The sequence below is a fragment of the Thalassospira sp. GO-4 genome, from assembly GCF_023588965.1.
In the GTDB taxonomy this organism is placed as follows: domain Bacteria; phylum Pseudomonadota; class Alphaproteobacteria; order Rhodospirillales; family Thalassospiraceae; genus Thalassospira; species Thalassospira povalilytica.
Genome location: NZ_CP097807.1, coordinates 4,366,305 through 4,388,413, shown reverse-complemented (window position 1 = coordinate 4,388,413; position 22,109 = coordinate 4,366,305). Strand labels below are relative to the sequence as shown.

Sequence of the window (22,109 nt, the reverse complement as noted above, 5' to 3'; positions counted from 1 at the left end):
ACCGGCACATGGTCAGCACGGCTTATAGGTCTGACCATTTTGCAGAGACGGCACCATGCGCCGGATTTCATCAACGCGCGACAGATCGATCTCGGCTGTGACAAAGCCGGGATCGGTCCCGCCATCGGCCAGAACTTCGCCCCACGGATCAATGATCAGGGAATGACCGAATGTCTGACGCCCGCCCGGATGATCACCACATTGGGCAGCGGCGATGACAAAGCAGCCATTTTCAATCGCCCGCGCCTTCAAAAGTGTATGCCAATGTGCCTGACCGGTGGTTCGGGTAAAGGCCGCCGGGATGCTCAGGATATTGGCACCGGCCTTGGCGTAATCGCGAAACAGATGCGGGAACCGCACGTCATAGCAAACCGACACACCGATCTTGCCAAACTCGGTCTCCGCAAGTTTGGCGGTGTCGCCGGGACGGAATGTTTTGCTTTCGCGGTAACTTTCCCCATTGGCAAGATCGACATCAAACATATGGATCTTGTCATAGGACGTGATGACATTGCCATCGGACCCAATGACAAAGCAGCGGTTTGCCACGCGGTCTTCACCCGCGACCTTTACATGCAGCGATCCGACAATCAGGGTTGATTGAAGTTCCCGGGCCAGATCGGCAAAGAAGCCAAGACCGGGATGTTCTTCCTGGGGAAAGGCTGCGGCGCGGACATTTTCCCCGCCAAAGGACATCATCGATACGTTTTCAGGAAATGCGATCAACCGGGCCCCTGCCGCATGGGCATCGCGCGCATAGGTCGCCGCACGCGCAAGGTTGTCGGACATGACGTCACGGGAATTGACCTGGACACAGGCAGCAATGAAACGGGTCATGATGCATTCTCCTTTTTATCATTATCCCTGCCATGATGACCCGGTCGGTCACGCGCGACAATACGCAATTCGATCAGTGCGAACTTCACACCTTATGACTATCGCACCGCCTTGCGGTCGTGATGCCCAGCACTCGTACGCAATGACAAAACGTCACGTCCGCGCGGGCACGTGATCAACCGCATGCCCCCAAAAGAGTCCTGATTGCAACTTACATCTTTCCTTGGTCGAAATTACTGTATACAGTATTCCGTACACCTAAGAAGGATCGAAGATGGAACCTCTTTCCGGTCGAAAAAGTCTGACTGACGAAGTGCATGACCGCCTGGTTGATGCCTTGTGTTCCGGTGCTCTCCCTCCCGGGACACCTTTGCGTCAGGAAGCGCTGGCTGAGGAACTCAATGTCTCGCGGCAACCCGTGTTGCAAGCTCTGGGGCTGCTGCGTCGTGACGGACTGGTCGAACCGATGGGGCGGCGCGGCTATCGCGTGGCACCTGTTGATGCCGATCTGGTCCGTCACGTTTATGACCTGCGAGAAGCGTTTGACGGGCTCGCCGCCCGTCTTGCCGCCCAATCCAACGCCCCGGACCGGGAATCGGCTTTGCGGGCTGCCATCACACAGGGAAACCACGCCCTGGGCAGCGGCGACACCGCAGAACTTGTTGCAGCCGACGTCGCATTTCATCAAACGATCTATCGTCTGTCGGGCAACCCCCTTTTGCCCGAAGCATCAGCGGCCGTCTGGTTGCAAATTCGGCGTGTGATGCATGCAGACCTGCAGACCGGATCGTCCCGCGATCCGATCTGGACGGAACATGAAGCCATCGCCGACGCGATCTGTGCCGGCGATGGCGACCGTGCCCAAATGCTGGCCATTGAACATACCCACAATGCCAAGCATCGCCTGATCTCGAATATGAAGGATACCGATCACCACACCAATTAACCGCCCGAAGCGGGCATCAGCCGCAACACAATAAACAAGAATGTGCGGCGCGGAGGAAACGTCATGAAACTCAGTGAGACCGAACTCGCGAAATTTCGCGAAGATGGCTTTGTTTTTTTGCCTGAACTTTTTTCACGCGAAGAAGCCGCCCTGCTGTTATCCGAAGCCAAACAGATTTACGCATCCGACCGCGAAGAGGTCTGGCGCGAGAAATCCGGCGTCGCCCGAACCGCCTTTGCCGCACATACCTATAATGAAGCCCACCGCCGTCTTGGCGCCCATCCTCGCCTGATTGAACCCGTTGTTCAGTATCTTGAAGAACAGGTCTACATGCATCAGTACAAGATCAACGCCAAGGCCGCCTTTGATGGCGCTGTCTGGCAATGGCATCAGGATTACGGCACCTGGCAACGCGATGATGAAATGCCCGAACCGCGTGCCTTCAACATTGCCCTGTTCCTCGAAGATGTAACCCCGGCCAACGGCCCGCTTCTTTTTATTCCCAAAAGCCACAAGGCAGGTGTGCTTCAGGCCGGACATGATCTTGAAACCACGTCCTATCCGCTTTGGACGCTTGATCGTGAAACCGTGACCAAACTTGCCGATGACGGCGGCTGCGAAGCCCCGATCGGTCCGGCTGGCTCGGTTGTGATGTTCCACGGCAATCTGGTCCATGCCAGCCCGCCCAATATCAGCCCGTTTGACCGCACGATTGTGTATCTCAGCCTGTGTGCGGTTTCGAACCATATTCGGGCATTCAACCGCAAACCGTGGATTGCGCATCGCGATTTCACGCCAATCGAACCGCTTGCGGATAACTGCCTTGAAGAACTGGTCGCCAAGCGCACCGCCGCATAACACCTGCCGGAGAAGTGAAGATAAATGAATCTCGATGCAAAACTGCGCAAGCGTGCCGATGAAGGCAATCCGGTCCGGGTTGGCATTATCGGTGCCGGTAAATTCGGATCGATGTTTTTAAGTCAGGCCGGACATCATCCGGGCTACCATGTGCTGGGCATCGCAGACCTTGGCATCGACCGGGCCAAGGCGGCATTGCGCCGCGTTGGCTGGTCCGATGACCGGTTTTCGGCAACCGATCCGGCAAGTGCGTATAAAAACGGAACGACCTGGATCACCGATGATGCCGACGCCCTGATTGCCGCTGACGGGCTTGAAGTCGTCATTGATGCAACCGGAAGCCCGTCAGCCGGTATTCGCTTTGCGCTAAAGGCCATCGAATATGGTCGCCATATCGTCATGGTCAATGTCGAGGCCGATGTGCTTGCAGGCCCCCTTCTTGCCAAGCGGGCCGAGGCCGCCGGTCTTGTCTATTCCATGGCCTATGGCGATCAGCCGGCTCTGATTTCGGAAATGGTTGATTGGGCGCGCGCCATTGGCCTGCCGGTAACCTGCGCAGGCAAGGGCACCAAATATCTTCCGATCTATCACCATGTAACCCCTGATGATGTCTGGCATCACTATGGCCTGACGCCCGAACAGGCACAGGCGGGCGGCATGAACCCGCAAATTTTCAACAGCTTCCTTGATGGCACCAAATCCGCCATTGAAATGGCCGCTGTTTCCAATGCCTGTGATCTGGTGCCCCAGGATTGTGGATTGCAATTCCCGGCCTGCGGGGTTGATGACCTTCCCCGATTGCTGTGCCCGCGCGAAAGTGGCGGCATCCTTGATCGCAAAGGCACGGTCGAAGTTGTTTCAAGTCTTGAACGTGACACCCGCCCGGTCTTTCGCGATCTGCGCTGGGGCGTCTATGTGACATTTGAAGCCCCCAGTGACTATGTCGCCAGATGCTTTAACGAATATGGCCTTCTGACCGATCCAAGCGGGCAGTATTCCACCATGTATAAGCCCTATCACCTGATCGGGCTGGAACTGGGAATTTCGGTGGCATCGGCAGCCCTGCGCGGTGAGGCAACCGGCACGTCGCGCGCCTGGTCGGGCGATGCGGTCGCCACCGCCAAGCGTGATCTTAAACCCGGCGAAATGCTGGATGGTGAAGGGGGCTATACGGTGTATGGCAAACTCGCCCCGGCCAGCACATCGCGTGCACGCAATGCGCTGCCGATCGGCCTTGCCCACCATCTTAAAATCAAACGCCCGGTCGCCATGGATCAAACCCTGACCTGGGATGATGTCGAATTTGACGCCAAAGACCCGGCAATCGCATTCCGCAAGGAAATGGAAAGGGTCTTTTCCTGATTTTCGCAAATCAGTCTCGCCCCGTCCCCCGTGCCACCAACAAAAAACCCCGGCCACAAAAAGGCCGGGGTTTTTAACATGTGCGGGTCAGGATGACCTGATTTATGCCGACAGTTTTGCGTCAAGCTTGTCAGCAGCTTCAAGCGCCATCAGCTCGTCGCAACCGCCGATATGTTCGTCATTGATGAAGATCTGCGGCACGGTATGACGGCCATTGGCACGGTCCATCATTTCCTTTTTGCGCTTCGGCTCCATCATCACGTCGATCAGCTGATATTTCGCGCCTTTTTCTTCAAGAAGCTTGCGGGCACGTTTGCAATAGGGGCACCATTCGGTGGCATACACTTCAACTTTTGCCATTGGGCATTCATCCTTTTTCAGGCAGCCGATCATGCCAAAAGCCCCGTAAACCGGGCTTTGAACATTTGATACGGCGCGGAAAACTGTTCTGATGACGGCTGTATAACAGATTTTTTGCAACGCGTCATCGTACGACGCGTGCAACCGTGATCACAGATACGTGCATGACGCCCGACTGCTTCAACGCCCGGGCACAGGCATTGGCGGTTGCCCCGGTTGTCAGCACATCATCAATCAAAACAACCCGCCCGCCATCAAGCCTGCAAAGCTGCGCCCGCGTGTCATCAATGGCAAAAGCACCGCCGACTTCACGTTTGCGCGATGACGGACCAAGCCCGCCAAGACTGCGCGTGTTTCGCTTGCGCCCCAGCACCAATCCATCCCAGGGAATACCGGTCATTTTTGATAATCTGGCGGCCAGCAATCCCGACTGGTTATAGCGACGATGCAATAACCGCCGCCGATGCAGCGGGACCGGCACAATCAAATCCGCCTGATCCCATACCCCCTTACCACACTGATAAAGCCAGCGTGCCAGAAGCGGGGTCAGATCGGTGCGATCGGCATGTTTGAACCGAAGCAGATAATCGCGGCTGTGATCATCATAAACAAGTGCACCCCGCGCCAGATCAAAATCCGGTTTCTTTTGCAGACAATTTCCACACAGCACCTGCCCGTCAGGCTGTTCATTTCCGGTGATGTTAGCGCTATCATCAAGTTCAAACGGATAGCCGCAACAGGCACATTGCGGGGCTGATATGAACCGCAATCCCGCCCAGCAATCGGCACAGGCCGCATGGGTGGTTTCGGTAATCGCGCCACACCCGCCACAGCGCGGGGGCAGGATCGCATCAATCCCGATCCGGCCAACCGTGCGCAACACCGCCATTACCATTCCCGTGATCCCCGATTTCCCCGCAATCACCGGATCATATCACACGCACAGGTCGAATTAATCGGAATTCAGTACCGGGTTTGATCGCAAGGTTTCGACCGCAAGATCGATAAAACTTCGGACCTTTGCCGGGGCGTGGCGGCCTTCGGGATGGACCAGATGAACCGGCACCGGGTCGGGGGCATGATCATCAAGCACGGTTTGCAGGCTGCCGTCGGAAATGAAGGGTGCGGCCTGATAGGACAACATGCGCATGATCCCCCACCCGTCAATTACGGCTTTTCGCGCCGCTTCGATCGAATTGGTCTGCCATCTGGCATCCGGGGATACCTGTATTTTGCGCCCGCCCCCCGACAATGTGTTAAATTGCCAATCAAGCCTTGCCGATGAACCGGTGGTGGCAATGATCCGGTGCCCGGCCAGATCCGCGGGGATTTCAGGCACCCCGACACGGTCAAAATAGGCCGGCGCGCCACAAACCACCTGGCGCACCTGCCCGATGCGGATGGCTGAAAGCGATGAATCGGCAAGATGACCGATCCGCACCGCAAGGTCGATGCCTTCTTCGACGATATTGACGATGCGGTCAAACAGCATCAGGCGTGCGCGCATGTCGGGATATTGATCAAGATAGCGCCCGACAATCGGGGCAACATGCACCTGTCCGAACTGCACAGGTGCGGTAATCGACAACATCCCGCTTGGGCGGGCATATGCCCCGCCAGCCGCGGCTTCGACTTCGTGCAAATCCGCCAGCAACCGTTTGCAATCAGCCAGATACCGTGTCCCGGCCTCGGTCATTGAAACTGTGCGTGTCGTGCGGATCAGAAGCCGCGCGCCGATGATATCTTCAAGCTGGGCAATGGTTCGGGTGACGGCGGCCGGGCTCATATTCAGGGCGCGGGCCGCAGCGGCAAAGCCTTGTTCCTCGGCCACACGCACATAGACCTTCATGGCGTTAAAGCGATCCAAGCACAGCCTCCTTCGCAACGAATATTATTTCATTTATCGGAATAATAAATTGCAGATGATGTGAATTCCATAAATTTTCCGAAACAGACATCATGGCACGACATTTACAGCGCAATCACAGGGAAACCTGCCATGAAACTCTATTACCATCCGATTTCCGGGCATGCCCATCGTGCGGTCTTGATGCTTGGCCTTTTGGGGATTGATCATGAACTGATCGAAGTCGATCTTGCCAGCGGTGCGCACAAGAAGCCCGACTTTCTCGCCCTTAATCCGTTTGGGCAGGTGCCGGTCCTGCAGGATGGTGAGACGGTGATTTCCGATTCAAATGCCATTCTGGTCTATCTTACCAAGAAGCAGCGGGCGACCAACTGGCTGCCCGAAGACCCAAAAGGTGCCGCCAGCATACAGCGATGGCTGTCGGTTGCGGCAGGTCAGATCGCATTTGGCCCCGGTGCCGCCCGTCTTGTGACCCTGTTTGGCGCGCCTTTTGACCCCGATGAAGTGATTGCGCGCGCCCATGCCATCCTTGGCCTGATGGAAGCACATCTGAACACCCAGAACTGGCTGGCAGCCGATCATCCGACCATCGCCGATGTCGCGCTATACAGCTATGTAGCCCGCGCACCCGAAGGCAATGTTGATCTTGCCGGCTATGGCAAGGTGCGCGACTGGCTGTCGCGGATCGAAGATTTGCCGGGTTTTGTGCCCTTCATGCATGCCCCGGCCGAAATGCTGGCGTCTTCCTGAACGCCCGGTCCTGACCCCATGCCTGCTGCAATCTGCCTGTTGCCAGTTGCCTGCTGCCCCCTTGTTTGAAGGACGCACACATGTCTGATCGCATCGACACCCAAAACCCGCACTCCCCCCGACCGCCTGTGTCGGATGGTGCCCCCAGCCCCTGGCATGCTGGAGAAATCCGTCTTCAGCAAATTCTGGGTGTCGATGCGCGTATGGAGGAAGTCGGGCGGAAGGTGCTGCGTGATCATTTGATCGAACAGCACCGCCTGTTTTACCCGCAACTGCCATTCGTTGTGTTGGGCAGTGTCGATCCCGATGGCAGACCTTGGGCCACCCTTCGCGCCAACAAGCCGGGCTTTTTGTTTGCGACCGATATCTATCACCTTGCCGTAACGCTGCCGCGCGACAGGAATGACCCGGCCGATGCCGGGATGGAAGACGGTGATGCTATCGGATTACTGGGGATCGAGCTTCATACCCGTCGACGCAATCGTCTGAATGGGACAATCAGTCGCACAAATGAGACATCGTTTGATATCACGGTCGGGCACAGTTTTGGCAATTGCCCGAAATATATCACCCCGCGCGATCTCGACATTTCCCGTCATTCTGCCCCCGCAGGCGCCTCAATCACCCGTGGCGAGCATGACCTTTCAAACGATGCCCGTGCATTGATTGCGCGCAGCGACACATTTTTCATCGCGTCCTATATCGATCATGATGATCAAAGGCGGGATGTCGATGTATCGCATCGCGGCGGCAATCCGGGCTTTGTCCATATCGAGGATGACGGAACCCTGATCATTCCCGATTATGCCGGAAACCGGTTCTTTAACACGCTGGGCAATCTTTTGATCAATCCGCGGGCCGGACTGGTATTTGTTGATTTTACCAATGGCGACATGTTGCAGATTACCGGCAATGCCGAAATCATCATGGGCGGTGCCATGCTGGAAAATTATGAGGGCGCGGAACGCCTAGTCGCATTTCGACCAAGCCAATGGATCCATCGTCCCGGCACATTTCCGTTGCGCATGAACGTTGCGAATGACTGAATGGTTTGATGGTTGATTGCGCGGCGGACCAAGACGCTCTATCTAGGTCGTAACATTTTTAACGACTTTTGCCGGAGCATCCCGCCTCATGGCCGATCCGATCACTGTCTTTGATCGAGACATATTAAAGCTGCGCCGCGACCGTGCGGCAACCCGGGCACAGGAGTACAACTTCCTGTTTGCCGAAACCGCCGAACGGCTTGCCGACAGGCTTGATGATACCACACGCACATTCCCCATGGCGGTTGATCTTGGCTGCCACAGTGGCGAATTGGGCCAGATCATTGGCACGCGCGGCGGTATTGAAACACTGTATCAATCCGATATTTCAACCGGCTATGCCCGCAATGCGCGGGCCAACAATGGCAAGACAGCCCTTGTCGCCGACGAGGAATTCCTGCCCTTTGCCGAAGGGTCGCTTGATCTGATCCTGTCCAACCTGTCGCTGCACTGGGTCAATGACCTTCCGGGCATGTTGCTGCAGGCACGCCGGGCGCTGAAACCCGACGGGTTGCTTTTGGCCTGTATGCTGGGCGGCGATACATTGCGTGATTTGCGCGAAGCCCTGATGGCTGCCGAAGCCGAGGAAGAAGGTGGCGTATCCCCGCGTGTATCACCGTTCGTTGATGTGAAGGATGCCGGTGCGTTGCTTCAGCGCAGCGGCTTTGCCCTGCCGGTGGTTGATGCCGATGACATCACCATTGATTATCCCGATGCGCTTAAACTGATGCGCGATCTTTCGGGCATGGGTGAAAGCAACCTGATCGCCAAACGGTCCAAGAAATTCACCAAACGCAGCACCCTTGCCCGTGCAGCCGCGATCTATCACGAACGCCATGCCCGCGAAGACGGCCGCATTCATGCGAAGTTTCAGGTGATCTATCTGACTGCCTGGGCCCCCGATGACAGCCAGCCCAAGCCGCTGCGCCGTGGATCGGGCCAGGTCAGTCTGGTTGATTTCCTTGGCGATGATGCCAAGAAACAATAATCCCTGTTTGGCGGGCTATTTGCCCGCCAGCACCATCTCGCGGATTTTGGTGGCCTTTTCAAAATGATCAAGCTGGCGGGTTTCGATCCACCAGGTTGCGGCCTCCATCAAAAGAGCCGGATCATCATTGCGGTTGGCAAAGAACGCATAAAATGACAGGCCGACATCCGGTCCCTTTTGCGCGATTTTGCGATCACAAACGGCAATGATTTTGGCGCGCAGGCTTTGACGCATGATGGTTCCGATACGGGCTTCTGTTTGCAAGGGGTTGATGTATGACCGATTTGCCGCAAAATTGGCATCCTGATCGCGGCCCCAAACTGACAGTTTCTGTCAGGACAGATTTCCCGAAAGGTTTTTCATGCAGCTTCCCCAGCCCCTGATCCATGGCAAACTGATCAAGCGATACAAACGTTTCCTTGCCGATATCGAACTGGATAATGGCGAGATGATTACGGCCCATTGCGCCAATCCGGGCGGGATGATCGGGCTTAAGGAGCCGGGCATTGATGTCTGGTTGTCAAAATCGGACAATCCGAAACGCAAACTGAAATACAGCTGGGAGCTTTGCCAGATCGGTGATGCCTGGATCGGGATAAATACCGCCCATCCTAATGCCATCGTCGAAGAAGCGATCCTGTCGGGCAAGGTCCCGGAACTGGCGGGCTATGAAACCCTGAAACGCGAAGTCAAATACGGCAAAAACTCGCGGATTGATATTCTGCTGTCGGACCACGATCGCGGGCTTTGTTATGTCGAAGTCAAGAATGTGCATCTGAAACGCGATGAAGATGTGCCCGGTCTTGCCGAATTCCCCGATGCCGTCACCGCACGCGGGGCCAAGCACCTTGATGAAATGGCCGACATGGTGGCCGAAGGTCATAGGGCGGTGATGTTTTACCTGATCCAGCGCACCGATTGTGATCGCTTTACCCTGTCGACCGATATTGATCCCCATTACGGCGAACGGTTCAAGGCCGCGCGCAGCAACGGGGTCGAGGCGATTGCCTATGACTGTTCGATTGATACAGATGCCGTGACCGTGCGGTCCGCGTTACCGATTGTCGGCCTGTAAGCACCGATCCCAAATCCCTGCATATCAGCCAATCCTTGCCAATTTCGGCGTCTGGCTTTATGTCATTGGACTATAAAACACAGATATACTTAGCCGAACGTAAGGAGATTTCGGGTGGCGAACGGAACAGTCAAACTTCACGGACCCGAAGCATTTGAAGGCATGCGCGCCGCAGGTAAGCTGGCAGCGGAAGTGCTCGATATGATTACCCCGCATGTGGTGCCCGGTGTAACCACCGGTGAACTTGACCGCCTGTGCGACGAATATATCCGCGACCATAATGCGATTTCGGCCTGCCTTGGCTATCGCGGTTTTCCGAAATCGATCTGCACATCGATCAACCATGTGGTCTGTCACGGTATTCCCGGTGACAAGAAACTGGCCAATGGCGACATCATGAATATCGATGTCACGGTTATCCTTGATGGCTGGTACGGCGATACATCGCGCATGTATATCGCAGGCACACCCAAAGTCATGGCGCAGCGTCTTGTTGATGTGACCTATGAAGCGCTTTGGCGGGGCATCAATGCGGTTAAGCCGGGCGCGACCCTTGGCGATATTGGTCATGCGATCCAGTCCTATGCCGAAAGCGAACGTTTTTCGGTCGTGCGTGATTTCTGCGGGCATGGCCTTGGCCAGGTGTTCCATGATGCGCCCAATGTCCTGCATTACGGCAAGCCTGGCGAAGGTCTGGTTCTTGAACCGGGCATGATCTTTACGATTGAGCCGATGATCAACCAGGGAACCTATGCGTGCAAAATTTTGCCAGATGGCTGGACAGCCGTAACGCGAGACCGCAAACTGTCGGCACAGTTTGAACATTCGCTCGGCGTGACGGATGACGGGTTTGAAATCTTTACCCGATCCCCGGCCGGTCTGGACAAGCCGCCCTATGACCTGCCCGCTGCGGCAGAATAAACAAGGGCCAAACGGGGGAAGCAGAATTGAGCGAAACCGAAGATCGCAAACCTGCTTCTGCCCCGAATATCCCCACCCCATCTGAAATTGATGACGGCACGCGGGTCTTTTTTGATCAGACCCGCGATCATCTGGCATCGGGTAGCGCCACCCCGGTCGATGCAGGCATCGCACCCAAAGCAGATGACAAAGCATCAAAATCGGCCAAGTCTGCAAAGCCCCATTATCACGGACACCGCCAACGCCTGCGTGAACGTTTTATCAAGGGGGGTGCCGATGCATTGGCCGATTACGAGCTTCTGGAATTGATGCTGTGCATGGCGATGCCCCGCGGGGACGTCAAACCATTGGCAAAGGCACTGATTGCGCAATTCGGAAGCTTTGCCAATGTCCTTGCCGCCCGCCCCGAAGATTTGCAAACCGCCAAGGGACTGGGCGATGCCGGGATCGCGGCCATCAAAATTGCCGAAGCCGGCGCACGGCATCTTTCGCGTGAACGCGCCATGGAATTGCCGGTGATTGCGAGTTGGGAACAGCTGATCGAATATTGCCGGGTCCGGATCGGGCATCTCAAGACCGAGGAACTGCATTTGCTGTTTCTTGATCGCAAGAACCGCCTGATTGCCGATGAATGTCATCAGCGCGGCACGGTCGATCACACCCCGGTCTATCCGCGCGAGGTGATAAAACGCGCACTGGAACTGCATGCATCGGCGATCATTCTGGTCCATAACCACCCAAGCGGTGATGCCACCCCGTCAAAGGGGGATATCGACATGACCCGCAAGATCATCGATGCCGCCAAGGCGATGGAAATCATCGTACATGACCATATCATCATCAGTCATGCCGGATATAATTCCTTCAAGACGCTTGGCCTGATATAGACCGCATCTGATCGCCCATCGCATTACGAGAATTCATCATGCCCCATATCGGTTTGTGCGCGCTTATTGTGCGCGACTATGACGACGCCATTGCCTTTTATACCGACAAGGTCGGGTTTGATCTGATTGAAGATACGGATATGGGGGACGGGAAACGCTGGGTCATCGTTGCCCCGACGGGTGCCACGGAAACCCGCATCTTGCTGGCCCGGGCATCCGGTGCGGATCAGGAAAATGCGATTGGCAACCAGACAGGTGGCCGGGTGGGCTTTTTCCTCAATACCGATGATTTTGCACGTGACCACGCACGCATGACAAAGGCCGGTGTGCGGTTTCTTGAAGCCCCGCGACACGAGCCATATGGCACAGTCGCGGTGTTTGAGGATCTGTATGGCAACAAATGGGATTTGCTTGAGCCGGCTTTGCAATAGTCGGAAAAATTGTGGGCCGGTCAAAAACAGCGGGGAAACCGGCCCACCCCGATCACCATCACTGGCACCGGAAAGTTTTGGGGTAAAGATGGATCAGATCATTTCAAATTGCCGACCCTAGAAGGTATAGACCAGCACCAGTCCGGCACTGATGACATAGTCATCTTCGATGATTGAGCTGTCGGTATATTCATAGGGCAGGAAGCGCACATCACTTGTCCCGATCACGGCAAAGCTTTCGGTCACCGGATAGATCACGCTGAAATCAAGATGGGGGACAAAGGCCGCATCGGGTGCATAGAAGCCCCGGTCACTGCGCGCTTCACTGCGTTTTACGCCAACATTGTAATCAACCAGTTCTTCGCTTTGCCAGGTGACACCACCGCCGATATTGAAATTGAACTTGTCCCAATTGGTCGGGATGTAATAGCCGACATCAATTTCATGTCCGCCATACGCATCATTCACATCGGTCAGATAGCTTGCCTTCACTTCGCCCCGCCACAGACGCAATGATCCGCCAAGTCCGGCTTCGAATGCCATGTCACGGTCTTCAAGCCCCTTGAGATACGGGGAATCATCGGGATCGAACGGCTCCATCCGCAGATTGCCGAGCAAAGACACGCTGCCAAATTTGTTTTCCCAGACCTTTGCATTGATCCCGTCAATGCCGACATGCAGGCGTTCGGCATCATAGGCCAGCATGGGCAATCCGGTCAGATCCGTGTTGTCTGCACCGCGATAGGGATTGGAACTGACCCGGCCAAGCACACCGATCTGCCAGTCGCCGCCCAGCCATGGTTTCAGAGCATCTTCGGTCTGGGGATTTACCTGTTCGCGGATAATTTCCTTTTGCCCCGGCGTTGCCGATTGGGCGTAGGCATCGCTGCTCAGGGCCATGATGATTGCGGTTGTGGAGATCGCAAGACCGCCCAGTACCATCATGCATCCCAATCGCCGCGTCCAAAAATACGAGACCATATGTCTAAACATCCCCTTGTGTGGTTAATGTCGCGACTTTGCCCGAATGCGAAAAGCACGGCGTCCGGTTTTATAGCCTTGTACGTACAAACCATCCATCAGAGGTACGAATGCGCATTCATACGCCTCAAACACCTGATCACATGGCGTTTTGCCGCAACAGGCACCTGGCGTTCCGTCGGTCATTTTCTTGAAGACCGGATTGACGGTTGATTGGCGATTACGCCCCCACCCGGGATATCGGGAATGGATCGGTCCGAGTGTTGCGGCACAAAAAACGGGACAGCATTTCTGCTGTCCCGCTGTGATAAGGCGGCTTTGTCAGTATGCTTCGAGATCGACCATCTCAAGCACGTCCATCATACGCACGCGATCCTCGCCCTTGCGCAGATAGCGGACCAGAACATATTGCTGATCTTCGTCAAGGGCGCGTTGCATGATGGTTTCGAAATCTTCGGGGGTTTTCATGGGGACGTCATTGACCTGTGTAATGAAGTCCCCCTTGGAAAAGCCTGCACGCGAGGCCTGGCTCATGGTTTCCATGCGGTCGACGACAAGCCCCGTCGTTCCCACCGGGAGTTCAAGTTTTTTCCAGGCTTTTTCATTGGCCGGAACAAGGTCCATGCCCATAATTTCCTTGCGCCCGTCATCCTTGTCCTTGCTGCCAAGCCCCATTTTTTCGCGTTCCTGGGCCCGGCGGCGGGATTTGGCTTCGTCCATGTCATCGGGGATCAGGGTAAAGCTGCGATAACCGTCATTGCGCCAGACAGTGACCGTGGCTTCGCCCTTGACCATTGCGGCCTGCATACGGAAATTCATGCGCGATTGAACGGTTTCACCATTGACCGCGACGATCACGTCACCGGCACGAATACCGGCCTTATAGGCAGGTTCATCGTCAGGTGCCCGTGACACCAGCATGCCTTCGTCCCGTTCCATTCCAAGCAGCTTTCCCATGCCTTTTTTGACTTCGCTATAGGCGATGCCAAACCAGCTGCGTTTGATTTCACCATCTGCCACCAGCAAGCTGATAATGCCCTGCGCATGCTCGGACTGAATTGAAAATGCCAGCCCCTCATTGCCACCGGACCGGGTATAAAGCGCGGAATTGACGCCGATCACCTTGCCATCCATCGACAAAAGAGGTCCGCCTGAATTGCCCTTGTTCACGGCGGTATCGGTCTGGATATAGGGGTTATATTGCCCCTTGCTGAGTTCGCGCTGCTTGCCCGAAATCACCCCGGTGGTCAGGCTTTGATCAAACCCGTACGGATATCCGACTGCAAAGACCGGGTCCCCGACGGCAGCGGCGTGGGAACTTCCCCATTTCAACGGCTCTATATCATCGGGCATATCAACCCTGAGAACGGCGAGATCGGTCAGGAAGTCCTTACCAACCAACTTTGCCGGAAGACGGCGGTCGTCAGTCAGGATCACGATGAACCGCACCCCATCGCGCACGACATGTTCGTTGGTGACAATCAGGCCGTCATGGGAAATGAAGAAGCCGGTCCCGGTTGCCTTGTTGCGGCGTTTCTTTTCCCAGTCATGTTCGGGTTCGTTCGGGTCTTCCTTTTCTTCGTCGTCATTATCGTCCTTGCGACGTTCATCGGGCGGCAGCCAGAAATCTTCGCCATTTTCCTTTTTCTCGCGTTCTTCCGCGACGATTTCGTTATAGCTTTTCTTGACGACATTGATGCGAACAACCCCCATCGTTATGCCCTTATAGATATCGGAAAGGGCAAGGTCGCCGGTCGCGGCAAAGGATACTGAGGGCACACCAATTCCTGGCAGCGCCAACAAACCTGACACCATACCAATGGCGATCAGACGGGATATCGAAACTCTCATTGCGGGTTTTCCCTTGAAACAAAGAAAGGCACGCCAGCAAAGTGCCGGCGCGCCGAGTGTGGAAAATTCAATAGGTGTAAGTCAGGCCAAGCCAGAAAGCCCGGCCCTTGCGATAGGGGGTTGATGCAGAAAGCGTGTGACCACCACCACGATTGAGCACATTGTCAATTGAGGCATTTAGCGTCAGGACACGGTTGTCTTCGCGGATGACGTCATAATCGAGCGACATATCAAGATCGAAACGGGCCTTGTTATAGCCGTCTTCATAAATGTCATAAGTCTCGCCATTGATGGTGATGTCGGACCCGCTATCGGTGATGGTGTCATATCCCGTGGTGTAACGGCCAACCAGTCCGGTGCGCAGGGTATCGTCGAGATAGCTGGAATACAGGCTGACATTAACGAAGATCGGTTCATCGAGATTGCCCGTCAGAACATCGAGATCCATGGTCGGAATCACGTTGCCATTGTAATAGGCACCCTCGGTGTCGTCGCTGGTGGCGTAGTAGGTATTGTTGGATGTCTGACGTTCGGAATACTGGCCATTGATGCTAAAGGCGTGCTGACCACCCCACGGGTCGGTTCCGATTTTTTTGCTCCATTCCACCGAGTAGGAAGAATAGGAACTCGATCCTTCGTTCGACAGGGTATAGGTCGAAAGACTGCTGTCTGTGGAATCGCGAGAGAACTGTTCACGTCCTTTGCGTTCGACCCATTTCAGGCGGGTGCTTCCGCCCAGGAACGGCAAAGGGAACGTTACCGCCGCCATGCGTTCGTCCGTAAACGGGGTTTTAAGGTCAGATCCCTTGAAGTTGTATTTGTTGCCCGATGACAGATACGACCAGTCGTCGGAATAGATGATATCTGCGCCGCTGGTCGTTCCGGTACGGTTTTCCACTGTTGTGCTTGGTGTGGCGTCCCGCAATGCGTAACTTAGCATGTTGGCCGCGTAATACCGGTTCCAGCCCGCTGTGAAACTGACATCCCAGTCGGTGTAATACGTGGCGTTGAAACGCGGCGCCAGATTGGTATTGCCCAGAAACGTTTCACGTTCCAGCCGCAAGCCCGGACGAACTTCGACTTCACCGAACGGAACGTTGTCAAAATTCATGCCATATTCGGCGTAAAGGGCCGCCGTGGAAAAACTTGCCGTTCCGGAAAAGGCATCATAATGGACGCGTCGTCTTGATACCTGGTCGCCGTCATCACAGGCGGGATCATCGGCATCGGCACAGACAATCGCGGAATTTACCGAGGTCGAATAATAATAATAGACATCTTCGGGACGACGACGGTTGGCACGGATCGAATGAAGATCCGCCCCCACCAGAATGTCGCCATTTCCAAGATTGCCGGTAAGATCCGCCGTATAGCCAAGATCCTGTTCCGTCTGGGTCAGATCGCCATACCAACCGTCATAACAGTTCGTTGCATCACACAGGTTTTCATAGGCCGATCCGGCAACACCGGACCGGATTTGCCGACGCACATTGCTTTCGGATTCACGGGCATTTTCCGATGTATTGAACGACAGACGGGTATCGAGTTTCAGATTGGACAGGCCATAGCCATCATATTCAATCGGCATTTCCAACCCGACATAGGTGCTAAGCCCGTCGCCGGTAATGTCCATCTTGCTGTTATAGTTTTCAGCCGCTTCCCATTCCTGGCTATAAGGGGCATAGACAAGCTGGGTTGTCAGTTTGATGCCGTCATTGCCTTTGAACTGTAGCTTGCCCAACACATTGTCAGCAGTACTTTCGGTCGAGACTTCCCGACCATAATAATCATCGCCGGCATATTTTGTGGCTTCTGCGGTTTTGCGTCCGGCCGAAACCACAACACCCCACTGGTCGGCAACCGGGCCGCTGGCCGACGTCCCGTACATAAGCTTGGTGAAACGGGGTTCGCGTGCAGTCGCATCAGGCGTTTCATCTGATTTCAGGTGGTATTCAGTCCAGTTTGAACCCGTACGGCTGATATTGGCGGAAAATGTCGGCCTGTCGCTTGGATCCATGACTTCGTAATTGATTACGCCGCCCTGGAACCCGCCATATTTTGCCGACACGTTGCTGTCGATAATTTCTGCCTGTTTGAGGATGGAGGCATCGACATAAACACTTTGCGGATGCAACCCGTACAGGTCATCGGCATTGATCGAGTTTTTATCATCATCAGGCAGGTTGCTTTCGCCATTATAGCTTGTATCCGTACCGCCCAGCGAATTGATGCCAACACCGTCAAGCCGGATATTGTTCTGATCAATTGCCCCGCCCGATATGCTTAATGTCTGCGGACGAAGGTCCTGTTCGGCAGTTGCACTTGCACCGTCTTCATCGCGCTGCCCCTGAACGACATATTGAACATTCGGATTGGCACGAAACACCATGTTCGGATCGTTATTGCCCTGAACAAATCCCTTGATCAGCTGTTCGCCGTAAACGGTTGATCCGCTGTCTGCTCCGCTGCCAAGTGCGATACCGGGCGATTGACTGCCCTGGACAACGATCGGCGCGGTTGTCGTGCCGTCTGTTGACTGCGCGCCAACGCGTTTGAGGATCACGATCTGCCCATCCGTCAGCGAAAAGGTCAGATCGGTTCCATCAAACAATGTCTGAAGGGCTGATTGCAGATCAAAGCGCCCGGAAATGGCATTGCCGTCCTGTGCCAGATTGACATCGGCAACCGCGGAATAGGCCGTACCTGTCAGTTCGGATACCCGTTCAAGGGCCTGCATCAACGGAAGTGACGGAATATCAAACTGGAATATCGGGGCGGACTGATCCTGTTGGGCGACCGGGGCTGCCTGATCTGTTTGCGGTGCCGGGCCGGTTTGTGCATGGGCCGGAATGCCAAAACAACTGACCAGAAGTGTTGCATATGCCAAGCGTAATTTCAGACTTCGGGCGGTGTTGCGCCCTGCCCCGGAGCACATTGTTGCCGGGGTTAAAAGTCCGTTCTTCATGATCATCTGACGGCATCCGAAAACGTTATTGCGTATCACTCGCAAATATGGACGCAGACCAAATAACAAACCGGACAGAATTTATTTCATTTTAAAGTCGGAAAAACAGACAGGTGTCTAAACAGGGCGCAAATGCATCGAACCAGGGATCACCCCCGGTTGGTCAGCAGGACATACCCGAATGGCAAATCATAGCGGTTCAGTCCGAGCGACTGCAGCAAAAGCCCGATGGACTGTTCGCCATCCACAAGATTGAACCGCCCACGGACATCAAGACCGGCAATCGACGGATCAATCAGCAAATTGACCCCGCTTTGACGCCGGATGGCTGCAGCAACATCGCCCAGCGATTTGGGTGAAAAGACCCGCCAACCTTTTGCGACATTATCAATTTGTGCTTCGGTCACATCACGGCGCACAAATTTACCCGATGGATCAACGACAAGCCCCTGCCCGGCTGTAAGGGTCACTTCGCTATGCTGGCCGGTTTGACGTTCGCGGACTCTGACGATGCCTTCTGCAACGCCGACTTCATTGCTGTCCTGATCGCTGATGACGATGAAGCGGGTTCCGACGACCGTCACATCGCTGATCGCGGTATGAACGACCAAGGGGCGCGCCGTGTCATGTGCGGCCTTGATGGTCACGGCCCCTTCTTCGAGATCAATCCGTCTTTCGGAACTGGTCAGTGACCAGGTCAAAGCCGTGCCGGGTGCAAGGGTAAGCTGGCTACCATCGGGCAGGGTTTCATCGACAATGTCACGGGTCGCCACCAATTGCTGACCGTTTGACGCGGGCGTAAAAACTTCCACCCCGACCACGGCCAGCACAACCACACAACACGCAGCGGCAAGCATACCGATCGACCCGCCGGCGCGACGGCGCGCCACCGGGCGCGCAGAGGTTTGTGACAGTGGGCGTGATTTGCGATACGGATGGCGCAAGCCCCGATGCGGGCCGGAAGCATCCGCCGACCTGTCACCGTTCGGGGCAGAGACCAAACCGGGCTGATCTGCCCCCCCCGCTGTTGAGGAGACAAGTTCCGCCTCCATCCGCGACAAGACATCATTGAAGCCGTCATCGGCCATAAAGGCGCTGACTTTGTCTGCGGCCTTCTGATGCGCCGGGCTTTGGGCACACCAGTCCTGATAGGCCGCATATACAGGCGACGCCCGATCATCAATACCTGCCTTGGCGTGCCAGGCGATGGCCTGATCGATCAGTTCATCAGATGGCTGTGCCGCCGTGATCTGGTCACGGTCCGGCTGATCACCAATACTGGTGTCCTGATCCTGAAATTGTGGTTTATCGTTCACAACCATCGCCTAATCGAAGTTTTTCAGGATATCGCGGCACGCGGTCAAAGCCCGGTAAAGGTGCTTTTCGATCGCGGATTGTGACAGGCCTGTCACCGATGCGATTTCATCATGGCTCTTACCATGCAACTTCCGCAAGATGAAGACTTCCGGTGATCGCGGACTCAGACTTTTTAGCGCCTGTTCAAAGGCACCAAGACGCTGACGATGATAGATGATCTGTTCTGGCGATGGTGTGTCTGACGCCGCCCATTCGATCGGATTGGTTTCTTGCTGGCTGTCCACAACATGCCCCGCCACCTTGCGCCGGCGCATCCGGTCACGCACCAGATTGATCACGATGGTGCGCAAATATGCCGGTCCGTCTTCAACCGATTGCACCGATGCGCCAGCCACGCGAACAAAGGCATCCTGAACGATGTCGTGTGCTTCCTCGGCATCCCCGATTTTTCGGGCAGCAAGACGCAACAGGCTTTCGCGCTCCTGTTCAAAATCAGCAAGCAGACTGTTTCGGAAACCTGTGGGTGAAAGCATGAATAAGCAATGACTGGGAGGGCTGCATGGGCGAGTAGCCAGCAAATACACCAATCGCGCCTAATTGCAAATAGTTATTAATAACAAATGCAAGATTACTGCATCACGCAGTGACACGAATCATCCGTCAAAGAGCCGATTCGACCATCCCCGATCATGCCCAAACCCTTGAGTGTGAAGTATTTCACACCACAACCCACAACCCTGAGCACAAAAACCAGCCGAAAACACACCAATAAACAGGTTTCCGGGCAATCGAACCAATCTGGAAATTGGACCGCACAAAATTGGGCATAATTTGCTCATCACGCAAAAAATCACCTGCATTTTCGTAAAAATGCGCAAATTTCGACCAATTGCGTCAATAAAGTGAAATCTGACTTGCAGTTGACGCATGGCAGCCTCAGTATTTTTGCGTACGTACTTTCAGGGAGTACCGTACGCAACAAATCATAATTGTTGAGGGAGACATCACACATGTCAGAAAACACGAAGACTGCAAAAGGTCTCGTGAACGGATTGCTGAAATCCTCACGTGCCTTTGTCCTTGGGACAGCCTTGATTGCGGGCTCCATGACCATGCTGTCGAGTACCCATGCCCAGGCTGAAAAAATCCTGCGCATCGGCAATGACGGCGAGCCCCAGTCGATGGATCCGCATTTTATCTCCACCATTCAGACCAGCCGTATCTCCGATGATATGTCGCTTGGCCTTCTGACCTATGGCCCGGATGGACAGCCGGTCGCCGGTGCAGCAGAAAGCTGGACGGTTTCAGAAGACGGTATGACCTATACGTTCAAAATCCGCGACCATAACTGGTCGGATGGAACGCCGGTCACCGCACAGGATTTCATTGCCGGCTGGGAACGCCTTCTTGATCCGGAACTGGGTGCGGAATACGCATCCCTTCTTTACATCATCGAAGGAGCCGAGGCGGTCAATACCGGCAAAGAGGGTGCCAAACTTGGCGTAAAGGCGATTGATGATCACACCCTTGAAGTCAAACTGACGGCACCTGCCCCCTATTTCCTGGCACAGCTTACCCACCAGACCGCATTTGCCATCCCCCGTCATGTCGTTGAAAAATACGGCAAAGACTGGGTGAAGCCCGAACATATCGTGGTCAATGGCCCGTATAAACTGGTCGAGTGGCTGCCGAACGTTCACACCAAACTGGTCAAGAACGAAGAATTCTATGATGCCGCCAATGTTCCGATCGACGAGGTGATCTATTACACCTATGAAGATCGCACCGCGATGCAGAACCGTTTCCGCGCCGATGAACTTGACGTTGCGCGCGACATCGCATCCGAACAGATTTCGTGGCTGCGTGATAATCTGGCAGACAGCCTGCGCATCGCGCCTTATGCCGGTATCTATTATTATGCGATCCGCACTGATAAGGACAAATTCAAGGATGTCCGCGTGCGCAAGGCGCTTTCACTGGCGATCAACCGCGAAGCCATTACCGATGCGGTCCTGAAGACCGGTGAATTGCCGGCCTATTCCTTTGTTCCGCCGGGAACCGGCAACTACACGGAACCGGCCTATGTTTCGTGGAAAGACCTGCCCTATGCCGAAAAACTTGCCGAAGCCAAAAAGCTGATGGCAGAGGCCGGTTACGGTCCGGACAACCCGCTTAAATTCACCCTGCGTTACAACACATCGGAAAACCACAAGCGTATCGCGATTGCCGCTCAGAACATGTGGAAACAGATCGGTGTCGAAGCCGAACTGTTCAATTCCGAAGGCAAAATCCATTATGCCGATTTGAAAGTTGGTGACTTTGAAGTCGCCCGCGCTGGCTGGATTGCCGATTACAACGATGCACAGAACTTCCTGTTCCTGGCAGAAGAACGCACCGGGCCGCTGAACTATTCCGCATTCGACAACCCGCGTTACAACGAATTGATGCTGGCGGCCGAAAAGGAAGGCGACCTTAAAAAGCGTTCCGATCTGATGCATCAGGCCGAAGCCATCATGATGGAAGCACAGCCTTACATCCCCATTTACTACTATGTCTCGAAACAGCTTGTCTCGCCAAAGATCAAGGGCTGGATCGATAACGCCCCGGATCGCCACCTGACCCGCTGGCTCGACATTGCCGAGTAAATCCTGACTTCGTGTCGCAGGC

General features: G+C 55.0%; 21 protein-coding genes. 11 read left to right on the top strand and 10 right to left on the bottom strand.

Annotation, left to right across the window (positions count from 1 at the left end):
* Positions 1-12: 12 nt before the first annotated feature.
* On the bottom strand, positions 13-837 hold the full coding sequence (locus tag M9H61_RS19940) for a carbon-nitrogen hydrolase family protein (RefSeq protein ID WP_250282563.1): 825 nt from the start codon (positions 835-837) through the stop codon (positions 13-15).
* 274 nt (positions 838-1,111) lie between these two features.
* Here M9H61_RS19940 and M9H61_RS19935 point away from each other — a divergent pair, with 274 nt between their 5' ends.
* From M9H61_RS19935 to M9H61_RS19925, 3 genes are all read left to right on the top strand, one after another.
* Entirely contained in the window at positions 1,112-1,783 is a 672-nt protein-coding gene (locus M9H61_RS19935; RefSeq protein WP_068519651.1) for a GntR family transcriptional regulator, read from the top strand.
* Between the two features lie 63 nt (positions 1,784-1,846).
* Entirely contained in the window at positions 1,847-2,641 is a 795-nt protein-coding gene (locus M9H61_RS19930) for a phytanoyl-CoA dioxygenase family protein (RefSeq protein WP_068519650.1), read from the top strand.
* A 24-nt stretch (positions 2,642-2,665) separates the two neighbouring features.
* Positions 2,666-4,003, top strand: a complete 1,338-nt coding sequence (locus tag M9H61_RS19925) for an NAD(P)H-dependent oxidoreductase (RefSeq protein WP_250282561.1) — start codon at positions 2,666-2,668, stop codon at positions 4,001-4,003.
* A gap of 102 nt (positions 4,004-4,105) precedes the next feature.
* On the opposite strand, the gene grxC is transcribed toward M9H61_RS19925, so the two are convergent.
* The 3 genes from grxC to M9H61_RS19910 form a co-directional block, all read right to left on the bottom strand.
* The gene (gene grxC, locus M9H61_RS19920; protein ID WP_101245924.1) at positions 4,106-4,363 is read right to left on the bottom strand and encodes a glutaredoxin 3; all 258 of its coding nucleotides are present in this window, start codon (positions 4,361-4,363) and stop codon (positions 4,106-4,108) included.
* Positions 4,364-4,487: 124 nt separating this feature from the next.
* Positions 4,488-5,252, bottom strand: coding sequence for a ComF family protein (locus tag M9H61_RS19915; protein ID WP_250282559.1), 765 nt, complete (start codon positions 5,250-5,252; stop codon positions 4,488-4,490).
* A gap of 63 nt (positions 5,253-5,315) precedes the next feature.
* Positions 5,316-6,230, bottom strand: a complete 915-nt coding sequence (locus M9H61_RS19910) for a LysR family transcriptional regulator (protein ID WP_250282557.1) — start codon at positions 6,228-6,230, stop codon at positions 5,316-5,318.
* 132 nt (positions 6,231-6,362) lie between these two features.
* On the opposite strand from M9H61_RS19910, the gene M9H61_RS19905 reads away from it, so the two are divergent.
* From M9H61_RS19905 to M9H61_RS19895, 3 genes are all read left to right on the top strand, one after another.
* Positions 6,363-6,980, top strand: coding sequence for a glutathione S-transferase family protein (locus tag M9H61_RS19905; RefSeq protein ID WP_250282556.1), 618 nt, complete (start codon positions 6,363-6,365; stop codon positions 6,978-6,980).
* Between the two features lie 80 nt (positions 6,981-7,060).
* The gene (locus M9H61_RS19900) at positions 7,061-8,026 is read left to right on the top strand and encodes a pyridoxamine 5'-phosphate oxidase family protein (protein WP_250282554.1); all 966 of its coding nucleotides are present in this window, start codon (positions 7,061-7,063) and stop codon (positions 8,024-8,026) included.
* Between the two features lie 88 nt (positions 8,027-8,114).
* A complete protein-coding gene (locus M9H61_RS19895; RefSeq protein ID WP_250282551.1) occupies positions 8,115-9,014 on the top strand; it encodes a methyltransferase domain-containing protein in 900 nt (299 codons plus the stop codon).
* A gap of 15 nt (positions 9,015-9,029) precedes the next feature.
* Here M9H61_RS19895 and M9H61_RS19890 read toward each other — a convergent pair whose 3' ends face one another.
* Positions 9,030-9,248, bottom strand: coding sequence for a DUF6500 family protein (locus tag M9H61_RS19890; RefSeq protein ID WP_250282548.1), 219 nt, complete (start codon positions 9,246-9,248; stop codon positions 9,030-9,032).
* Between the two features lie 127 nt (positions 9,249-9,375).
* Here M9H61_RS19890 and sfsA point away from each other — a divergent pair, with 127 nt between their 5' ends.
* From sfsA to M9H61_RS19870, 4 genes are all read left to right on the top strand, one after another.
* Positions 9,376-10,089 carry a DNA/RNA nuclease SfsA gene (sfsA, locus tag M9H61_RS19885; protein ID WP_250282546.1) on the top strand — a complete coding sequence of 238 codons (714 nt, stop codon included), beginning with the start codon at positions 9,376-9,378 and terminating at the stop codon, positions 10,087-10,089.
* A gap of 114 nt (positions 10,090-10,203) precedes the next feature.
* Positions 10,204-11,010 (top strand): type I methionyl aminopeptidase, encoded by an 807-nt coding sequence (map, locus tag M9H61_RS19880; RefSeq protein WP_101245800.1) that lies wholly within the window; start codon positions 10,204-10,206, stop codon positions 11,008-11,010.
* Positions 11,011-11,036: 26 nt separating this feature from the next.
* Positions 11,037-11,897 (top strand): DNA repair protein RadC, encoded by an 861-nt coding sequence (radC, locus tag M9H61_RS19875; protein ID WP_250282543.1) that lies wholly within the window; start codon positions 11,037-11,039, stop codon positions 11,895-11,897.
* Positions 11,898-11,935: 38 nt separating this feature from the next.
* Positions 11,936-12,328: a VOC family protein gene (locus M9H61_RS19870; protein WP_250282540.1), complete on the top strand. Its 393-nt coding sequence runs from the start codon at positions 11,936-11,938 to the stop codon at positions 12,326-12,328.
* Positions 12,329-12,445: 117 nt separating this feature from the next.
* On the opposite strand, the gene M9H61_RS19865 is transcribed toward M9H61_RS19870, so the two are convergent.
* The 5 genes from M9H61_RS19865 to M9H61_RS19845 all read right to left on the bottom strand — a co-directional run bounded on the left by M9H61_RS19865 (position 12,446) and on the right by M9H61_RS19845 (position 19,975).
* Positions 12,446-13,273, bottom strand: coding sequence for a MipA/OmpV family protein (locus M9H61_RS19865; protein ID WP_250282538.1), 828 nt, complete (start codon positions 13,271-13,273; stop codon positions 12,446-12,448).
* 357 nt (positions 13,274-13,630) lie between these two features.
* Positions 13,631-15,160, bottom strand: a complete 1,530-nt coding sequence (locus tag M9H61_RS19860; protein WP_250282537.1) for a trypsin-like peptidase domain-containing protein — start codon at positions 15,158-15,160, stop codon at positions 13,631-13,633.
* Between the two features lie 67 nt (positions 15,161-15,227).
* The gene (locus M9H61_RS19855; protein WP_250282535.1) at positions 15,228-18,047 is read right to left on the bottom strand and encodes a TonB-dependent receptor; all 2,820 of its coding nucleotides are present in this window, start codon (positions 18,045-18,047) and stop codon (positions 15,228-15,230) included.
* A 227-nt stretch (positions 18,048-18,274) separates the two neighbouring features.
* Positions 18,275-19,441, bottom strand: coding sequence for a FecR domain-containing protein (locus M9H61_RS19850; protein WP_250282533.1), 1,167 nt, complete (start codon positions 19,439-19,441; stop codon positions 18,275-18,277).
* A 9-nt stretch (positions 19,442-19,450) separates the two neighbouring features.
* Entirely contained in the window at positions 19,451-19,975 is a 525-nt protein-coding gene (locus M9H61_RS19845) for an RNA polymerase sigma factor (RefSeq protein ID WP_250282530.1), read from the bottom strand.
* A 477-nt stretch (positions 19,976-20,452) separates the two neighbouring features.
* On the opposite strand from M9H61_RS19845, the gene M9H61_RS19840 reads away from it, so the two are divergent.
* Positions 20,453-22,087, top strand: coding sequence for a peptide ABC transporter substrate-binding protein (locus M9H61_RS19840; RefSeq protein ID WP_250282529.1), 1,635 nt, complete (start codon positions 20,453-20,455; stop codon positions 22,085-22,087).
* Positions 22,088-22,109 lie beyond the last annotated feature (22 nt).